At 40.7% G+C, this 13,246-nt stretch carries 27 protein-coding genes; all 27 read left to right on the forward strand.

Features of this window, described 5'->3' with window-relative positions; translation table 11 throughout:
* Positions 1–22 precede the first annotated feature (22 nt).
* The 27 genes from tuf (at position 23) to rpsD (ending at position 13,232) form a co-directional block, all read left to right on the forward strand.
* A complete protein-coding gene (tuf, locus tag ACTNE6_RS02305; RefSeq protein ID WP_442498475.1) occupies positions 23–1,213 on the forward strand; it encodes an elongation factor Tu in 1,191 nt (396 codons plus the stop codon).
* A 5-nt stretch (positions 1,214–1,218) separates the two neighbouring features.
* The gene (rpsJ, locus tag ACTNE6_RS02310; RefSeq protein WP_194971470.1) at positions 1,219–1,530 is read left to right on the forward strand and encodes a 30S ribosomal protein S10; all 312 of its coding nucleotides are present in this window, start codon (positions 1,219–1,221) and stop codon (positions 1,528–1,530) included.
* An 18-nt stretch (positions 1,531–1,548) separates the two neighbouring features.
* On the forward strand, positions 1,549–2,199 hold the full coding sequence (gene rplC, locus ACTNE6_RS02315; RefSeq protein WP_194971469.1) for a 50S ribosomal protein L3: 651 nt from the start codon (positions 1,549–1,551) through the stop codon (positions 2,197–2,199).
* A gap of 3 nt (positions 2,200–2,202) precedes the next feature.
* Positions 2,203–2,823 carry a 50S ribosomal protein L4 gene (gene rplD, locus ACTNE6_RS02320; protein WP_194971468.1) on the forward strand — a complete coding sequence of 207 codons (621 nt, stop codon included), beginning with the start codon at positions 2,203–2,205 and terminating at the stop codon, positions 2,821–2,823.
* Positions 2,820–3,119: a 50S ribosomal protein L23 gene (rplW, locus tag ACTNE6_RS02325; RefSeq protein WP_194971467.1), complete on the forward strand. Its 300-nt coding sequence runs from the start codon at positions 2,820–2,822 to the stop codon at positions 3,117–3,119. Before rplD ends, rplW begins: the two co-directional genes overlap by 4 nt.
* A 42-nt stretch (positions 3,120–3,161) precedes the next feature.
* Entirely contained in the window at positions 3,162–3,989 is an 828-nt protein-coding gene (rplB, locus tag ACTNE6_RS02330; RefSeq protein WP_194971466.1) for a 50S ribosomal protein L2, read from the forward strand.
* 12 nt (positions 3,990–4,001) lie between these two features.
* Positions 4,002–4,274 carry a 30S ribosomal protein S19 gene (gene rpsS, locus ACTNE6_RS02335; RefSeq protein ID WP_194971465.1) on the forward strand — a complete coding sequence of 91 codons (273 nt, stop codon included), beginning with the start codon at positions 4,002–4,004 and terminating at the stop codon, positions 4,272–4,274.
* Positions 4,275–4,280: 6 nt separating this feature from the next.
* Positions 4,281–4,616 carry a 50S ribosomal protein L22 gene (gene rplV / locus ACTNE6_RS02340; protein WP_194971472.1) on the forward strand — a complete coding sequence of 112 codons (336 nt, stop codon included), beginning with the start codon at positions 4,281–4,283 and terminating at the stop codon, positions 4,614–4,616.
* Positions 4,617–4,624: 8 nt separating this feature from the next.
* Positions 4,625–5,296 (forward strand): 30S ribosomal protein S3, encoded by a 672-nt coding sequence (gene rpsC, locus ACTNE6_RS02345; protein ID WP_194971464.1) that lies wholly within the window; start codon positions 4,625–4,627, stop codon positions 5,294–5,296.
* A 16-nt stretch (positions 5,297–5,312) separates the two neighbouring features.
* The gene (rplP, locus tag ACTNE6_RS02350) at positions 5,313–5,726 is read left to right on the forward strand and encodes a 50S ribosomal protein L16 (protein ID WP_194971463.1); all 414 of its coding nucleotides are present in this window, start codon (positions 5,313–5,315) and stop codon (positions 5,724–5,726) included.
* Entirely contained in the window at positions 5,726–5,917 is a 192-nt protein-coding gene (gene rpmC / locus ACTNE6_RS02355; RefSeq protein WP_027159775.1) for a 50S ribosomal protein L29, read from the forward strand. Before rplP ends, rpmC begins: the two co-directional genes overlap by 1 nt.
* A 2-nt stretch (positions 5,918–5,919) precedes the next feature.
* The gene (rpsQ, locus tag ACTNE6_RS02360; protein ID WP_194971462.1) at positions 5,920–6,183 is read left to right on the forward strand and encodes a 30S ribosomal protein S17; all 264 of its coding nucleotides are present in this window, start codon (positions 5,920–5,922) and stop codon (positions 6,181–6,183) included.
* A 40-nt stretch (positions 6,184–6,223) separates the two neighbouring features.
* The gene (rplN, locus tag ACTNE6_RS02365) at positions 6,224–6,592 is read left to right on the forward strand and encodes a 50S ribosomal protein L14 (protein WP_020159215.1); all 369 of its coding nucleotides are present in this window, start codon (positions 6,224–6,226) and stop codon (positions 6,590–6,592) included.
* Between the two features lie 13 nt (positions 6,593–6,605).
* Positions 6,606–6,923 (forward strand): 50S ribosomal protein L24, encoded by a 318-nt coding sequence (gene rplX / locus ACTNE6_RS02370; protein WP_442498476.1) that lies wholly within the window; start codon positions 6,606–6,608, stop codon positions 6,921–6,923.
* A 14-nt stretch (positions 6,924–6,937) separates the two neighbouring features.
* Positions 6,938–7,477: a 50S ribosomal protein L5 gene (gene rplE / locus ACTNE6_RS02375; protein WP_194971460.1), complete on the forward strand. Its 540-nt coding sequence runs from the start codon at positions 6,938–6,940 to the stop codon at positions 7,475–7,477.
* Between the two features lie 14 nt (positions 7,478–7,491).
* Entirely contained in the window at positions 7,492–7,797 is a 306-nt protein-coding gene (gene rpsN / locus ACTNE6_RS02380) for a 30S ribosomal protein S14 (protein ID WP_194971459.1), read from the forward strand.
* Positions 7,798–7,828: 31 nt separating this feature from the next.
* Positions 7,829–8,224: a 30S ribosomal protein S8 gene (gene rpsH, locus ACTNE6_RS02385; RefSeq protein ID WP_194971458.1), complete on the forward strand. Its 396-nt coding sequence runs from the start codon at positions 7,829–7,831 to the stop codon at positions 8,222–8,224.
* 14 nt (positions 8,225–8,238) lie between these two features.
* Entirely contained in the window at positions 8,239–8,772 is a 534-nt protein-coding gene (rplF, locus tag ACTNE6_RS02390) for a 50S ribosomal protein L6 (protein ID WP_442498477.1), read from the forward strand.
* A 9-nt stretch (positions 8,773–8,781) separates the two neighbouring features.
* Positions 8,782–9,135 (forward strand): 50S ribosomal protein L18, encoded by a 354-nt coding sequence (gene rplR / locus ACTNE6_RS02395; protein ID WP_194971456.1) that lies wholly within the window; start codon positions 8,782–8,784, stop codon positions 9,133–9,135.
* A gap of 9 nt (positions 9,136–9,144) precedes the next feature.
* On the forward strand, positions 9,145–9,651 hold the full coding sequence (gene rpsE / locus ACTNE6_RS02400) for a 30S ribosomal protein S5 (protein ID WP_036243323.1): 507 nt from the start codon (positions 9,145–9,147) through the stop codon (positions 9,649–9,651).
* Positions 9,652–9,656: 5 nt separating this feature from the next.
* The gene (gene rpmD / locus ACTNE6_RS02405; protein ID WP_194971455.1) at positions 9,657–9,842 is read left to right on the forward strand and encodes a 50S ribosomal protein L30; all 186 of its coding nucleotides are present in this window, start codon (positions 9,657–9,659) and stop codon (positions 9,840–9,842) included.
* On the forward strand, positions 9,842–10,276 hold the full coding sequence (rplO, locus tag ACTNE6_RS02410) for a 50S ribosomal protein L15 (protein ID WP_194971454.1): 435 nt from the start codon (positions 9,842–9,844) through the stop codon (positions 10,274–10,276). The genes rpmD and rplO overlap by 1 nt, the downstream gene beginning before the upstream one ends.
* 22 nt (positions 10,277–10,298) lie before the next feature.
* Entirely contained in the window at positions 10,299–11,600 is a 1,302-nt protein-coding gene (gene secY / locus ACTNE6_RS02415; RefSeq protein WP_194971453.1) for a preprotein translocase subunit SecY, read from the forward strand.
* 32 nt (positions 11,601–11,632) lie between these two features.
* A complete protein-coding gene (gene rpmJ, locus ACTNE6_RS02420; RefSeq protein WP_081679145.1) occupies positions 11,633–11,746 on the forward strand; it encodes a 50S ribosomal protein L36 in 114 nt (37 codons plus the stop codon).
* 76 nt (positions 11,747–11,822) lie between these two features.
* On the forward strand, positions 11,823–12,179 hold the full coding sequence (rpsM, locus tag ACTNE6_RS02425) for a 30S ribosomal protein S13 (protein ID WP_027159786.1): 357 nt from the start codon (positions 11,823–11,825) through the stop codon (positions 12,177–12,179).
* Positions 12,180–12,205: 26 nt separating this feature from the next.
* Positions 12,206–12,592 carry a 30S ribosomal protein S11 gene (gene rpsK / locus ACTNE6_RS02430; RefSeq protein ID WP_194971452.1) on the forward strand — a complete coding sequence of 129 codons (387 nt, stop codon included), beginning with the start codon at positions 12,206–12,208 and terminating at the stop codon, positions 12,590–12,592.
* A 19-nt stretch (positions 12,593–12,611) separates the two neighbouring features.
* Positions 12,612–13,232, forward strand: a complete 621-nt coding sequence (rpsD, locus tag ACTNE6_RS02435) for a 30S ribosomal protein S4 (RefSeq protein ID WP_194971451.1) — start codon at positions 12,612–12,614, stop codon at positions 13,230–13,232.
* Positions 13,233–13,246: the final 14 nt, after the last annotated feature.

Consider the following 13,246-nt stretch of genomic DNA (forward strand, 5'->3'; position numbering starts at 1 on the left):
TATAACATAAAGGTATTAACTCATGGCCAAAGAAAAATTTACACGTACTAAGCCACACGTAAACGTAGGCACCATCGGTCACGTTGATCATGGCAAAACGACTCTGACAGCCGCATTGACGAAAGTCATGGCTGAGCTGCAAGGTGGCGAAGCCAAAGCTTTTGATCAAATTGATAATGCACCTGAAGAAAGAGCGCGTGGTATTACTATCGCCACTTCGCACGTAGAATATGAATCAGCTACCCGTCACTATGCGCATGTGGACTGCCCAGGCCATGCTGACTATGTGAAGAACATGATTACCGGTGCGGCCCAGATGGACGGCGCCATTCTGGTTTGTTCCGCTGCGGATGGTCCAATGCCACAAACAAGAGAGCACATCCTGTTGTCCAGACAGGTAGGCGTGCCTTACATCGTCGTATTCCTGAATAAAGCCGATATGGTTGATGATCCGGAACTGATCGAATTGGTTGAAATGGAAATCCGTGAATTGCTGGATATGTATGAATTCCCAGGCGATGAAACCCCGATTGTTATCGGTTCAGCTTTAAAGGCACTGGAAGGCGATACCAGCGATATCGGCGTACCGTCTGTGGTTAAGTTGGTAGAAGCCTTGGATAGCTACATTCCTGAGCCGGAAAGAGCGGTCGACGGCGCGTTCCTGATGCCGATCGAAGACGTATTTTCAATTTCAGGCCGTGGTACGGTAGTTACTGGTCGTGTTGAGCGCGGTATCATTAAAGTAGGTCAAGAAGTTGAAATCGTCGGCATCAGGCCTACGATTGTCACCACTTGTACTGGTGTGGAAATGTTCCGCAAATTGCTGGATCAAGGTCAGGCAGGCGATAACGTGGGTGTGCTGTTGAGAGGCACAAAAAGAGACGAAGTCGAGCGTGGTCAGGTGTTGGCGCATAAAGGCACTATTAAACCGCATTCAAACTTCAAGTCAGAAATCTACGTCTTGTCTAAAGATGAAGGTGGTCGTCATACGCCGTTCTTCAACGGTTACCGTCCGCAGTTTTATTTCAGAACCACTGACGTAACCGGCGCAGTGACCCTGCCAGAAGGTGTGGAAATGGTGATGCCAGGCGATAACATTGCTGTAGAAGTCAAACTGATTTCGCCGATCGCTATGGAAGAAGGTTTGCGTTTTGCTATTCGCGAAGGCGGACGTACCGTCGGTGCGGGCGTTGTTTCACAAATTATCGAGTAATACATATGTCTAACCAAACTATCAGAATCCGTTTGAAATCATTTGATCATAAATTGATAGATCAATCGGCTGGTGAGATAGTAGAAACTGCGAAGAGAACAGGCGCCCAAGTAAAGGGGCCTATTCCTTTGCCTACTAAAAAAGAACGTTTCACGATTTTGATCTCTCCGCATGTAAATAAAGATGCGAGAGACCAGTATGAATTAAGAACGTATAAAAGATTACTGGATATCGTTGAGCCAACTGAAAAAACTGTGGATGCACTGATGAAGCTGGATCTAGCAGCTGGCGTTGACGTTCAAATAAAGTTGAATTAAAAGTAGAGGAATTGGCAGATGTCAATAGGTCTTATAGGTCGTAAGTGTGGTATGACCAGAGTTTTTTGTGAAGATGGTTCATCAGTACCTGTTACTGTTATCCAGATTGACTCAAACAGAGTCACTCAGGTCAAAAGTATTGAGGTAGATGGTTATCGGTCGATCCAAGTGGCGGCGGGTGATAAAAAGTCTTCAAGAGTCAATAAAGCAATGGCTGGTCATTATGCGGCGGCTAATGTGACAGCTGGACGAACTCTTCGGGAATTTAGACTCGAAGATGGTGAAGGTGAAGATTTATCTGCCGGTTCCGAATTGTCGTTAGATATATTTTCTGAAGGTCAAGTGGTTGATGTTCAGGGTAAAAGCATCGGTAAAGGTTTTGCTGGTGGCGTAAAGCGCCATAATTTTAGTATGCAAGATGCTACTCATGGTAACTCACGCTCACATAGAGTGTTGGGCTCTATAGGTCAGAATCAAACGCCTGGTCGTGTTTTTAAAGGCAAGAAGATGGAAGGTCATATGGGGGCTGAAAAAGTTACAGTTCAAAATTTGACTATTCATTCAATTGATAAAGAAAGAAATTTAATTTTAGTAAAAGGTGCTGTGCCTGGTGCTAAAGGCGGTGATGTAGTTATTACACCTGCAATGAAAATGCGGAATAAAGGTTAAGCTATGGGTTTGCAAATACCTGCTATAAACGAACAAGACTCTGCCGGAAAAATTGAAGTAACTGAAGCGGTTTTTGGCCAGTCTTTTAATGAAACATTGGTTCATCAGTTAGTAACTAGATACTTGGCAGGAGCGCGTGCCGGTACTAAAGCACAGAAAACGCGTTCTGATGTCAGCGGTGGCGGTACAAAACCATGGCGACAAAAAGGGACAGGTCGTGCAAGATCTGGTACAATGCGCAGCCCTATTTGGCGAACAGGTGGGGTTACTTTTGCTGCAAGACCTAGATCATATGACCAGAAGCTCAACAAGAAGATGTTTAGAGTTGGGATTCGGTCAATTTTGTCTGAATTGTTAAGACAAGATCGTTTGGTTGTTAGCAATGATGTATTGCCTAAGACATCTAAAACAAAAGAGTTGGCTGAAAAACTGAAAAATGTTGATGCTAAACGGATCCTGATTGTGGTCGATAGTGTAGATGCAAATCTGGCATTAGCTTCAAGAAATATTCCTTATGTGGAAGTGGTCGAATCTATCAATTTGAGCCCCGTTCTACTAGTTTCGGCTGATAAAGTTATTGCTACACCGGCTGCGTTGAAACAAATAGAGGAACGTTTGGCATGAGTTTAAATAAATACCAACTGGCAAGTGTGCTGCAAGCTCCGATAATATCTGAGAAAAGCACTATTGCAGCTGAAAAAAATAAAAGATTTGTTTTTAAGGTGCAAAAAGTTGCAACCAAAAAACAAGTCAAAGATGCAGTGGAAATTATGTTTAATGTTGAAGTTGATTCAGTTCAAGTATTAAACGTTAAAGGCAAACAAAAAAGATTTGGCCGTACATTAGGACAGAGGTCTGATTGGAAAAAAGCTTATGTTAAGCTTAAGCCAGGTCATGATATAGATTTCTCTGCTGCTTAATTTAATTAAAGTAATGAAGATCAATAGGAAACGGTAGAAAGCATGGCGATTGTAAAGTCAAAACCGACGTCACCGGGTTCACGGTTTGTAGTGCGTATTAAGAATGACGAATTGCATAAAGGCAAACCATTTGCACCTTTGCTGAGCAAAAACAGTAAAAGTGGCGGTCGTAATAACAAAGGGCGTATAACAACACGTCATGTAGGTGGTGGTCATAAACAACACTATCGTATTATTGATTTTAAGAGGAATAAAACGGATATTCCTGCTGTTGTCGAGCGTCTAGAGTATGATCCTAACAGAACGGCGAATATCGCTTTGGTTTTGTTTAAGGATGGCGAGCGTAGATATATTATTGCTCCTAAAGGCCTTGAAGTAGGGCAGGAAATTCTTTCTTCAGAAACTGCTGCTGTTAAACCAGGCAACTGCATGCCTTTGAGAAATATTCCAATGGGTACGACAGTTCATTGTGTAGAGTTAAAACCTGGTAAAGGTGCTCAAGTAGCCAGAAGTGCCGGAACGTCAGCGCAATTGGTAGCTAGAGACGGTATTCATGCAACAATTAGAATGCGTTCAGGCGAAATGCGTAAAGTTATGGCTGATTGTCGGGCCGTAATTGGTGAAGTGTCTAACTCTGAACACAATTTAGCTTCATTGGGAAAAGCAGGCGCTGCCAGATGGCGAGGAGTTCGCCCTACTGTTCGTGGTGTTGCCATGAACCCAGTAGACCATCCACATGGTGGTGGTGAAGGTCGTACCTCTGGTGGTAGACATCCAGTATCGCCTTGGGGCATGCCAACCAAGGGATATAAAACGAGAAAAAACAAACGTACTGACAATATGATTGTCAGACGTCGTAAGCAGAAATAGAGAGGAATTAGCGTGCCACGTTCAATTAAAAAAGGTCCTTTTATTGATCATCATCTACTTAAAAAAGTTGAAGATGCTGTAAGCAGCAATAATCGGAAACCGATTAAAACATGGTCAAGAAGATCAATGATTATTCCAGATATGCTGGGCTTAACTATTGCTGTTCATAATGGGCGTCTGCATATTCCAGTTCTCGTTACTGAGAATATGGTTGGGCATAAATTAGGTGAATTTGCACCAACTCGTACTTATAAAGGCCATGTGGCTGATAAGAAATCAAGGTAGGTTATGATGGAAATTTCAGCAAAATTAAGTAATGCGCCTTTATCTGCGCAAAAAGCTCGGCTAGTAGGTGATCAGATCCGTGGCATGCCAGTTGAAAAAGCACTGAATACGTTAAAATTCAGTTCAAAAAAAGGTGCGGCGATTGTCAGAAAGGTTCTCGAGTCTGCTATAGCAAATGCAGAACATAATGAGAGTGCAGATATTGATGAGTTAAGAGTGTCTACCGTTTATGTAAATGAAGGGGCGACAATGAAAAGATTTAAGGCAAGAGCTAAAGGACGTGCAAATCATATCCTCAAAAGAACTTGCCATATTACGATTAAAGTCGCAGAAAACGAGTAGAGGCAAAAATGGGTCAAAAAGTACATCCAACAGGCATTCGCCTTGGTATTGTTAAAGATTGGAATTCTAGATGGTATGCAAATAGCCAGGATTATTCAGTATTCCTGCATCAGGATCTAACAGTTCGTGACTATATTAAGAAAAAATTGGCTCATGCGTCTGTAAGCAAAATTCAGATTAATCGCCCTGCAAACAATGCTCACATTACTGTTCATACTGCTCGTCCAGGTATTGTAATTGGTAAAAAAGGTGAGGACATTGATGTTCTAAGACAAGAAATATCTAAAATGATTGGTATTCCTGTCCAGCTCAATGTTGAAGAAATTAGAAAACCTGAATTAGACGCGCAATTAGTGGCGGAAAGTATTGCTCAGCAATTAGAAAAGCGCATCATGTACCGTAGAGCAATGAAACGCGCTGTAACCAATACAATGCGTTTAGGTGCTGAAGGAATAAAGATTAATGTTGGCGGTCGTTTAAATGGTGCGGAAATCGCAAGAAGCGAATGGTATAGAGAAGGGCGAGTGCCTCTGCATACTTTAAGAGCAGACATTGATTATGCTACCGCGGAAGCAAATACAACCTATGGGATAATCGGGATTAAGGTCTGGATATTCAAAGGTGAAGTATTCGATATGGATGCGCATCTAGCGTCTATTAACTCAGAATCTAAGAAATAGTTGAAGGGATAGAGAAATGCTTCAACCTAAAAGAACAAAATTCCGTAAACAATTTAAAGGCAGAAATAACGGTACTGCCGTACGTGGATCTTCAGTAAGTTTTGGCGAATATGGCCTAAAGTCTATCAGTCGTGGTAGACTTACCGCCCGGCAAATCGAAGCGGCTCGGAGAACGATTACAAGACACGTAAAACGTGGCGGTAAAATCTGGATCAGAATTTTCCCTGATAAGCCAATTACTAAAAAACCTTTAGAAGTTCGTATGGGAAAAGGTAAAGGTAGTGTAGAATATTGGGTTGCTCAAGTCAGACCGGGAACAATGTTGTATGAGATACAAGGTGTCTCTGAAGAATTGGCTCGGGAAGCTTTTGCTTTAGCGGCAGCTAAGTTACCTTTAAAAACAACTTTTACTGTTCGGACGATAATGTAATGAAAGCAAGTGAACTACGCCAAAAATCAAAAGACGAGTTAGGGGCTATGTTGCTCGATTTGTCGCGTGAACAATTTAATCTTAGAATGCAAAAAGGAACAGGGCAATTGTCAAAGCCTGATCAAGTAAAAAAGGTTAGACGCGATGTGGCACGTATTCAAACTATATTAAATGAAATGGCGAGCGCATAAATATGAGCGGAAATGAAACCAAGTTGCGGACAATCACTGGCCGGGTTGTTAGTAACAAAATGGATAAAACAATTACAGTTTTAGTTGAGCGAATCGTTAAGCATCCTGTTTATGGTAAGTATGTTAAACGGTCAACTAAAATGATGGCTCACGACGAACAAAATATTTGTCAAGAAGGTGATGTAGTTTCAATTACATCATGCAGGCCTATGTCTAAGAATAAAACTTTTAAATTGGTTGAAGTCTTAGAGAGTGCTAACAAATAGTACATAAGCTATTAAATATTCAGATAATTGGGAATAAATCATGATTCAGATGCAAACTAACCTTGACGTCGCCGACAACAGTGGCGCAAAAAGGGTCATGTGTATCAAAGTATTAGGGGGTTCGCATAGACGCTATGCTGGCATTGGAGATATTATCAAAGTCAGTATTAAAGATGCTATTCCTCGTGGAAGAGTAAAAAAAGGCGAAGTTTATAATGCTTTAGTCGTTAGAACCCGTAAGGGTGTGCGTCGCCCAGATGGATCTGTAATTAGGTTCGATGGAAACGCGGCAGTTATTCTGAATAACAATCTACAACCACTTGGTACGCGTATTTTTGGCCCTGTAACACGTGAGCTAAGAGGTGAGAAGTTCATGAAAATTATCTCGCTTGCTCCTGAAGTATTGTAAGGTAGGGTTAAAAATGCAAAAAATTAAACAAGGTGATGAAGTTATCGTTCGCACTGGTAAGGATAAAGGTAAGAGCGGTAGAGTTTTGAAGGTTTTAAAAGACAATAAAGTTTTGGTTGAAGGAATCAATCAGGTCAAAAAAAATCAGAGATCTAATCCAAATGCAGGTATCTCAGGTGGAATTATAGTCAAAGATATGCCGATCCATATTTCTAATGTGGGGCTATATAATCCTGAAACTAAAAAAGCAGATCGTATTGGCTTTAAGTTTCTAGAAGATGGAAAAAAAGTCAGATATTTTAAGTCAACAAGCAAAGTTGTTGATGCATAAGGTGTAGATAAATCATGGCTAGACTAGAAACCGAATATAAAGAAAGAATTCTGCCTGCATTAATGGAGCAGTTCGGCTATAAATCTGTAATGCAAGTTCCTCGTATTACAAAGATAACGCTCAATATGGGCGTCGGTGGAGCTGTCGCAGATAAAAAAATCCTGCAATCTGCTGTTAGCGATATGGAAAAGATTTCCGGTCAAAAACCGGTTGTTACTTTAGCAAGAAAATCAATTGCAGGCTTCAAAATTCGTGATGATATGCCTATCGGTTGTAAAGTAACTTTGCGTAGCGATAGGATGTATGAATTTTTGGATCGATTAATCACTATTTCTATTCCTAGAATTCGTGATTTTCGAGGATTAAGCCCTAAAAGCTTTGATGGGCGTGGTAATTATTCAATGGGCGTTAAAGAACAGATCATTTTTCCTGAAATTGATTATGACAAAATAGACGCTTTACGTGGTATGGATATTACTATCACAACAACAGCCCAAACTAATGAAGAGGGTTTGGCTTTGTTAAAGCTTTTTAACTTTCCATTCAAGAACTAAAGGGCGATTTCAGTATGGCAAAAAAGTCAATGATTGCGCGCGAAGTCAAGCGTAAGAAATTAGTAGATAAATATGATGCAAAACGCAAATCTTTGAAAGAGATTATCAGAGATCCAAATGCATCATTTGAAGATAAAGAGTCTGCTCATTTTCAACTTCAAAAATTACCACGGGATTCTAGTGCAACGAGAGTAAGAAACCGTTGTAATTTAACTGGTCGTCCTCATGGATATTACCGCAAATTCGGTCTTAGCCGGAACAAGCTGAGAGAAGCAACTATGCGGGGTGACGTGCCCGGTGTTGTGAAGGCGAGTTGGTAATATCTGTTAGTCAAGTTTGGAGAAATAGAAAATGAGTATGACAGACCCAATAGCAGATATGTTGACCCGTATTAGAAATGGGCAATCTGCTGGCAAGAAAACCATCAAACAACCTTCGTCAAAATTGAAAGTATCAATTGCAAAAGTATTGAAAGAAGAAGGTTATATTACAGACTTCAGCACTGAAACAAACGGCAGTCATACAGAAATGACTATCGAGTTGAAATACTACAAAGGTGCGCCAGTAATTGAAAGTTTAAAAAGAATTAGTAAACCTGGTTTACGCATTTATAAATCTAAAGACGAATTGCCGAAAGTTCTTGGCGGGTTAGGTATTGCTATTGTTTCAACATCGAGTGGTGTTATGACAGATAGAGCGGCTCGTGCGATTGGACATGGCGGCGAAGTTATTTGCACTGTTTGTTAATTGTAGGCCAGTTTATGTCAAGAATTGCTAAAGCTCCAGTTACTATTCCTAGCGGTGTAGATGTAAAACTAGATGGTAATAGTATGACCGTGAAAGGAAGTAAAGGTCAGTTATCATACGATTTTAACCCAGCAATAAGCATGGATATTGCAGATAATGTAATTCAAATGCAATGGGACAAAGATAATAAATTAGCTACTGCTCAGGCCGGGACTGCAAGAGCAATCGTAAGCAACATGGTCGCAGGCGTATCTGCTGGTTTCGAAAAGAAACTGACGTTGATTGGAGTAGGTTATAGAGCGCAAGCGAAAGGAAATATTCTTAACCTTGCGCTTGGTTTCTCTCATCCAATAGATTTTGAAGTGCCTGAAGGCATTACTGTCGAAACGCCAAGCCAAACTGATATAGTGATCAAAGGAAGCGATAAACAGCAAGTTGGTCAGGTAGCAGCAAAAATCAGAGCTTATCGTCCGCCCGAGCCATATAAAGGCAAAGGTATCAGATATGCTGAAGAGAATGTTGTAAGAAAAGAAGCTAAGAAGAAGTAAGGTAGCGTGATGGAAAAGAAACAGTCTCGTTTAAAGCGCGCAGTAAAGTTGCGCAGCAGGATTAAGAAATTAAATGCAACCCGTTTGTCCATACATAAAACTTCGCAGCATATATATGCTCAAGTTATAAGTGGTGATGGTACAACTACATTGGCTAGCGCTTCAACTACTCAGTCAGAAATTAGATCTGCTCTAAAGAATACAGGGAATATAGAAGCTGCAACTCAAGTAGGTAAATATATTGCACAGAAAGCTATTGCTGCTGGAATCACAGAAGTTGCTTTTGATCGTTCAGGATTTAAATACCATGGTCGTGTGAAAGCATTAGCTGATGCTGCACGTGAAGCCGGATTGAAATTTTAGGGGTATAGAATGGCTACAGCACCTTCTCAAGGTAGTACAGACGGATTACAAGAAAAACTGGTTTCTGTAAGACGCGTTGCAAAAGTGGTAAAAGGCGGTAGAGTTTTTGGCTTCACTGCTTTAACAGTTGTCGGTGATGGTGAGGGACGTGTAGGTTACGGCGTCAGTAAAGCGCGCGAGGTACCTATAGCAATACAAAAATCTCTTGAACAAGCACGTAAAAATATGCGTAAGGTTTCATTAAAAGGCGATACCTTGCAATACCCTATTATGTCTTCAACTGGAGCTGCAAAAGTTTATATGCAGCCAGCCTCTGAAGGTACTGGTATTATTGCTGGTGGTGCCATGAGAGCTGTATTTGAAGTTGTTGGTGTGCATAATGTATTAGCAAAATGTATCGGCACCAGTAATCCTATTAACGTGGTCAGAGCGACTATCGATGGGCTTACAGGAATGCATAATGCCAACCAAATAGCTGCAAAGCGTGGCTTATCAGTTGAACAGATTATTGGGTAGTAGCGATGGCTGGTACAAAGTTAAGTGTGACGATGATAAAAAGCAAACATGGGCGATTACCACGTCATCAAGCTTGTTTAAAAGGCTTGGGTTTGCGCAAAATTAATCAAACGGTTGAGGTGCTTAATACAGCAGAAAACCGGGGTATGATAAATAAAATATCATACATGTTAAAAGTCGAGGAAGTATAATGTTTTTAAATACCATCCAGGCAAGCGAAGGATCACGAAAAAAATCAAAAAGAGTGGGACGTGGAATTGGATGTACACTCGGTAAAACATGCGGAAGAGGCCATAAGGGACAAAAAGCTCGAAGTGGCGGTTTCCATAAGGTAGGGTTCGAAGGCGGACAGATGCCGCTCCAGCGCCGTTTGCCAAAGATCGGATTTACTTCCAGAATTAATAAATTCTCAGCAGAGGTGCGTTTAAGTGAATTAAATTCACTGAGCGCCGATGTTATTGATTTGAAATTATTGATTGAAGAAAATGTCGTGCCTGTCTTCACGAAAACGGCAAAGATAATTAAATCAGGCGAAGTAAATAAAGCGGTTACAGTTAAAGGTCTCAAAGTAACTGGTGGCGCTAAGGAATCTATTGAAGCTGCTGGCGGCAAAGTAGAGGTTTAAGGTGAGTACTTCAAGAGCTCAAATGGCTAGCAAAGTTGGTGGTTTCTCAGAACTGAAGGCAAGACTTCTGTTTGTTTTGGGAGCTTTTTTTGTTTACAGAGTCGGGGCGCATATTCCTGTCCCAGGGATAGATCCAAAGGCTCTTGCTGTTATGTTTGAGCAGCAAAGTGGATCGATTTTGGATATGTTTAACATGTTCTCTGGTGGTGCATTGATGCGCCTTAGCCTTTTTGCTCTTGGTATTATGCCTTATATTTCGGCATCAATTATTATGCAATTGATGACTGTTGTTATACCTGCTATGGAGCAGATAAAGAAAGAAGGCGAGTCCGGCAGGCGCAAAATTTCGCAATACACCCGATATGGTACTGTTGTTTTAGCAACATTCCAGGCAATAGGTATATCTCTAGCGTTGCAAAACCAATCTGCCGGAGGGCTCTCGGTTGTTTTAAATCCTGGTCTTGGTTTTATTGTAATCACTACAGTTACATTGGTTACCGGTACTATATTCTTGATGTGGTTAGGAGAGCAGGTAACTGAGCGTGGAATTGGTAATGGTATTTCTCTTATCATTTTTGCAGGTATTGTGTCAGGTTTGCCCAAGGCAATTGGTGGAACATTGGAATTAGCAAGGACTGGTGAAATGAATGCCGGTTTTATTATTCTATTGTTTTTGCTGTCACTTTCAGTAACGGCGCTTGTTGTTTTCGTTGAAAGAGGGCAGAGAAGAATCCTCATCAATTATCCAAAAAGACAACAAGGGCGCAAAATGTATGGCGGGCAAAGTAGCTTTTTGCCATTGAAGCTTAATATGGCCGGTGTTATACCGCCTATTTTCGCTTCAAGTATAATCTTATTTCCGGCTACTGTAGCAGGATGGTTTGGTAATACTGATGGGTTTACTTGGCTTCAAGATATTGCGACTATGTTATCACCTGGTCAGCCTGTTTACGTCATGCTATATGCGGCAGCTATTGTCTTCTTCTGTTTTTTCTACACTGCATTAGTATTTAATTCAAAAGAAACTGCTGAGAACTTAAAAAAATCTGGAGCTTTTCTGCCAGGTATAAGACCAGGTTTGCAGACCAGTTCTTATATCGATAAAGTTATGACTCGATTGACTTTGATCGGTGCTTTTTATATTACATTAGTATGCTTATTGCCAGAGTTCTTGATAGTATATTGGAATGTGCCGTTCTATTTCGGTGGTACTTCTCTATTAATTATTGTTGTGGTTGTAATGGATTTCATTTCACAAATGCAAACGCATATTATGTCTCAGCAATATGAAGGTTTGATGAGAAAAGCCAATTTAAGAAAATGATTTTAATGTGATAAATAACTTCGGAGTTAATGGTGAAGGTTAGAGCTTCTGTAAAAACAATTTGTAGAAAATGTAAAGTGGTAAAAAGAAATGGTGTTGTCAGGGTTATCTGTGTAGATGGTAGACACAAGCAGCGCCAAGGCTAAAATTTGTTGCGCTATAATTGCTGTAATGCTATAATTCGGCGCTTAACTTTAGAATAATACTCAGGGGAGTATCTAGATGGCACGTATTGCCGGGATAAATGTACCAGATCATAAACACGCGGTAATCGCTTTAACTTCTATTTATGGTATTGGTCGTCAAACTGCAAGTGAAATTTGCGTTGAGGTAGGTATAACGCCTTCCATAAAAATTAAAGAACTGACTGAAGAGCAATTAGAAGCTATTCGTAATGTGGTTTCAAAGATGACAGTGGAAGGTGATCTGCGTCGTGAAGTTTCTATGAATATCAAGCGTTTGATGGATCTAGGTTGCTATCGCGGAATAAGACATCGAAGAGGTTTGCCTTTAAGAGGGCAGAGAACGAGAACGAATGCTCGTACTCGGAAAGGTCCGCGTAAACCTATTAAAAAATAAGATATTCCTTTTAGAGGTTCTAAATAATGGCTAGTCCAAATCGTTCTAGAAAACGTATAAAAAAAGAAGTGGCAGATGGCATTGCGCATGTTCATGCTTCTTTCAATAACACAATCATAACTATCACCGACAGAAAGGGAAATGCGCTGTCTTGGGCAACTTCAGGTGGGTCTGGATTCCGGGGTTCAAGGAAAAGTACTCCATTTGCAGCGCAGGTTGCAGCTGAAAAAGCTGGCTCTGTAGCACAGGAATTTGGTATGAAAAACCTTGATGTTATGATTAAGGGTCCTGGTCCTGGACGTGAATCAGCGGTTCGTTCACTGAATAATCTGGGATTTAAAATAAATAACATTGTAGATGTGACGCCAATCCCACATAATGGCTGTCGTCCACCTAAGAAGCGCCGCGTATAAGAATCTGGAGTAGTTTATTATGGCAAGATATCTTGGACCTACCTGTAAATTAAGTAGAAGAGAAGGTACGGATCTGTTTTTGAAAAGCAGAGGAAAGTCCTTAGAAAATAAATGCAAGTTGGATCAGCGGCCTGGTCAACATGGTACTAAACGTACAAGAAGTTCTGATTATGCTCTGCAGTTGCGAGCAAAACAGCGTTTACGTAGAATCTATGGAATTTTAGAAAAACAATTCCGCAACTATTATAAATCTGCTGATATGAAGAAAGGTGCGACAGGTGAGAACCTATTGAATCTTCTTGAGTCAAGGCTTGATAATGTTGTATATCGTATGGGCTTTGCGTCTACTAGAGCGGAAGCTCGCCAATTAGTTTGTCATAAATCAATTCTGGTCAATGGTGTTCTGATTAATGTCCCTTCTTACCAAGTAAGTCCAGGCGATGTACTGTCAATCAGAGAAAAAGCAAAAAAACAGCAAAGAATCATTGATGCATTAACTGTATCTGAGCAATATGGTTTTCCTTCATGGGTTGAAGTTAATTCAAAAACTATGTCTGGCACGTTTAATTCATTGCCTGATCGTGTAGATTTGGGAAGTGATATAAATGAACAGTTAGTTGTGGAACTTTACTCTAAATAATTGCAGTTCAGAGG

Source organism: Methylobacter sp. sgz302048 (genome assembly GCF_052162025.1).
Taxonomy (GTDB): Bacteria; Pseudomonadota; Gammaproteobacteria; order Methylococcales; family Methylomonadaceae; genus Methylobacter.

Bases quoted from the DNA above. Each gene is read 5' to 3' on its own strand.
- tuf (WP_442498475.1), top strand. From the start codon at position 23: ATGGCCAAAGAAAAATTTACACGTACTAAGCCACACGTAAACGTAGGC.
- rpsJ (WP_194971470.1), top strand. From the start codon at position 1,219: ATGTCTAACCAAACTATCAGAATCCGTTTGAAATCATTTGATCATAAA.
- rplC (WP_194971469.1), top strand. From the start codon at position 1,549: ATGTCAATAGGTCTTATAGGTCGTAAGTGTGGTATGACCAGAGTTTTT.
- rplD (WP_194971468.1), top strand. From the start codon at position 2,203: ATGGGTTTGCAAATACCTGCTATAAACGAACAAGACTCTGCCGGAAAA.
- rplW (WP_194971467.1), top strand. From the start codon at position 2,820: ATGAGTTTAAATAAATACCAACTGGCAAGTGTGCTGCAAGCTCCGATA.
- rplB (WP_194971466.1), top strand. From the start codon at position 3,162: ATGGCGATTGTAAAGTCAAAACCGACGTCACCGGGTTCACGGTTTGTA.
- rplV (WP_194971472.1), top strand. From the start codon at position 4,281: ATGGAAATTTCAGCAAAATTAAGTAATGCGCCTTTATCTGCGCAAAAA.
- rpsC (WP_194971464.1), top strand. From the start codon at position 4,625: ATGGGTCAAAAAGTACATCCAACAGGCATTCGCCTTGGTATTGTTAAA.
- rplP (WP_194971463.1), top strand. From the start codon at position 5,313: ATGCTTCAACCTAAAAGAACAAAATTCCGTAAACAATTTAAAGGCAGA.
- rpmC (WP_027159775.1), top strand. From the start codon at position 5,726: ATGAAAGCAAGTGAACTACGCCAAAAATCAAAAGACGAGTTAGGGGCT.
- rpsQ (WP_194971462.1), top strand. From the start codon at position 5,920: ATGAGCGGAAATGAAACCAAGTTGCGGACAATCACTGGCCGGGTTGTT.
- rplN (WP_020159215.1), top strand. From the start codon at position 6,224: ATGATTCAGATGCAAACTAACCTTGACGTCGCCGACAACAGTGGCGCA.
- rplX (WP_442498476.1), top strand. From the start codon at position 6,606: ATGCAAAAAATTAAACAAGGTGATGAAGTTATCGTTCGCACTGGTAAG.
- rplE (WP_194971460.1), top strand. From the start codon at position 6,938: ATGGCTAGACTAGAAACCGAATATAAAGAAAGAATTCTGCCTGCATTA.
- rpsN (WP_194971459.1), top strand. From the start codon at position 7,492: ATGGCAAAAAAGTCAATGATTGCGCGCGAAGTCAAGCGTAAGAAATTA.
- rpsH (WP_194971458.1), top strand. From the start codon at position 7,829: ATGAGTATGACAGACCCAATAGCAGATATGTTGACCCGTATTAGAAAT.
- rplF (WP_442498477.1), top strand. From the start codon at position 8,239: ATGTCAAGAATTGCTAAAGCTCCAGTTACTATTCCTAGCGGTGTAGAT.
- rplR (WP_194971456.1), top strand. From the start codon at position 8,782: ATGGAAAAGAAACAGTCTCGTTTAAAGCGCGCAGTAAAGTTGCGCAGC.
- rpsE (WP_036243323.1), top strand. From the start codon at position 9,145: ATGGCTACAGCACCTTCTCAAGGTAGTACAGACGGATTACAAGAAAAA.
- rpmD (WP_194971455.1), top strand. From the start codon at position 9,657: ATGGCTGGTACAAAGTTAAGTGTGACGATGATAAAAAGCAAACATGGG.
- rplO (WP_194971454.1), top strand. From the start codon at position 9,842: ATGTTTTTAAATACCATCCAGGCAAGCGAAGGATCACGAAAAAAATCA.
- secY (WP_194971453.1), top strand. From the start codon at position 10,299: ATGGCTAGCAAAGTTGGTGGTTTCTCAGAACTGAAGGCAAGACTTCTG.
- rpsM (WP_027159786.1), top strand. From the start codon at position 11,823: ATGGCACGTATTGCCGGGATAAATGTACCAGATCATAAACACGCGGTA.
- rpsK (WP_194971452.1), top strand. From the start codon at position 12,206: ATGGCTAGTCCAAATCGTTCTAGAAAACGTATAAAAAAAGAAGTGGCA.
- rpsD (WP_194971451.1), top strand. From the start codon at position 12,612: ATGGCAAGATATCTTGGACCTACCTGTAAATTAAGTAGAAGAGAAGGT.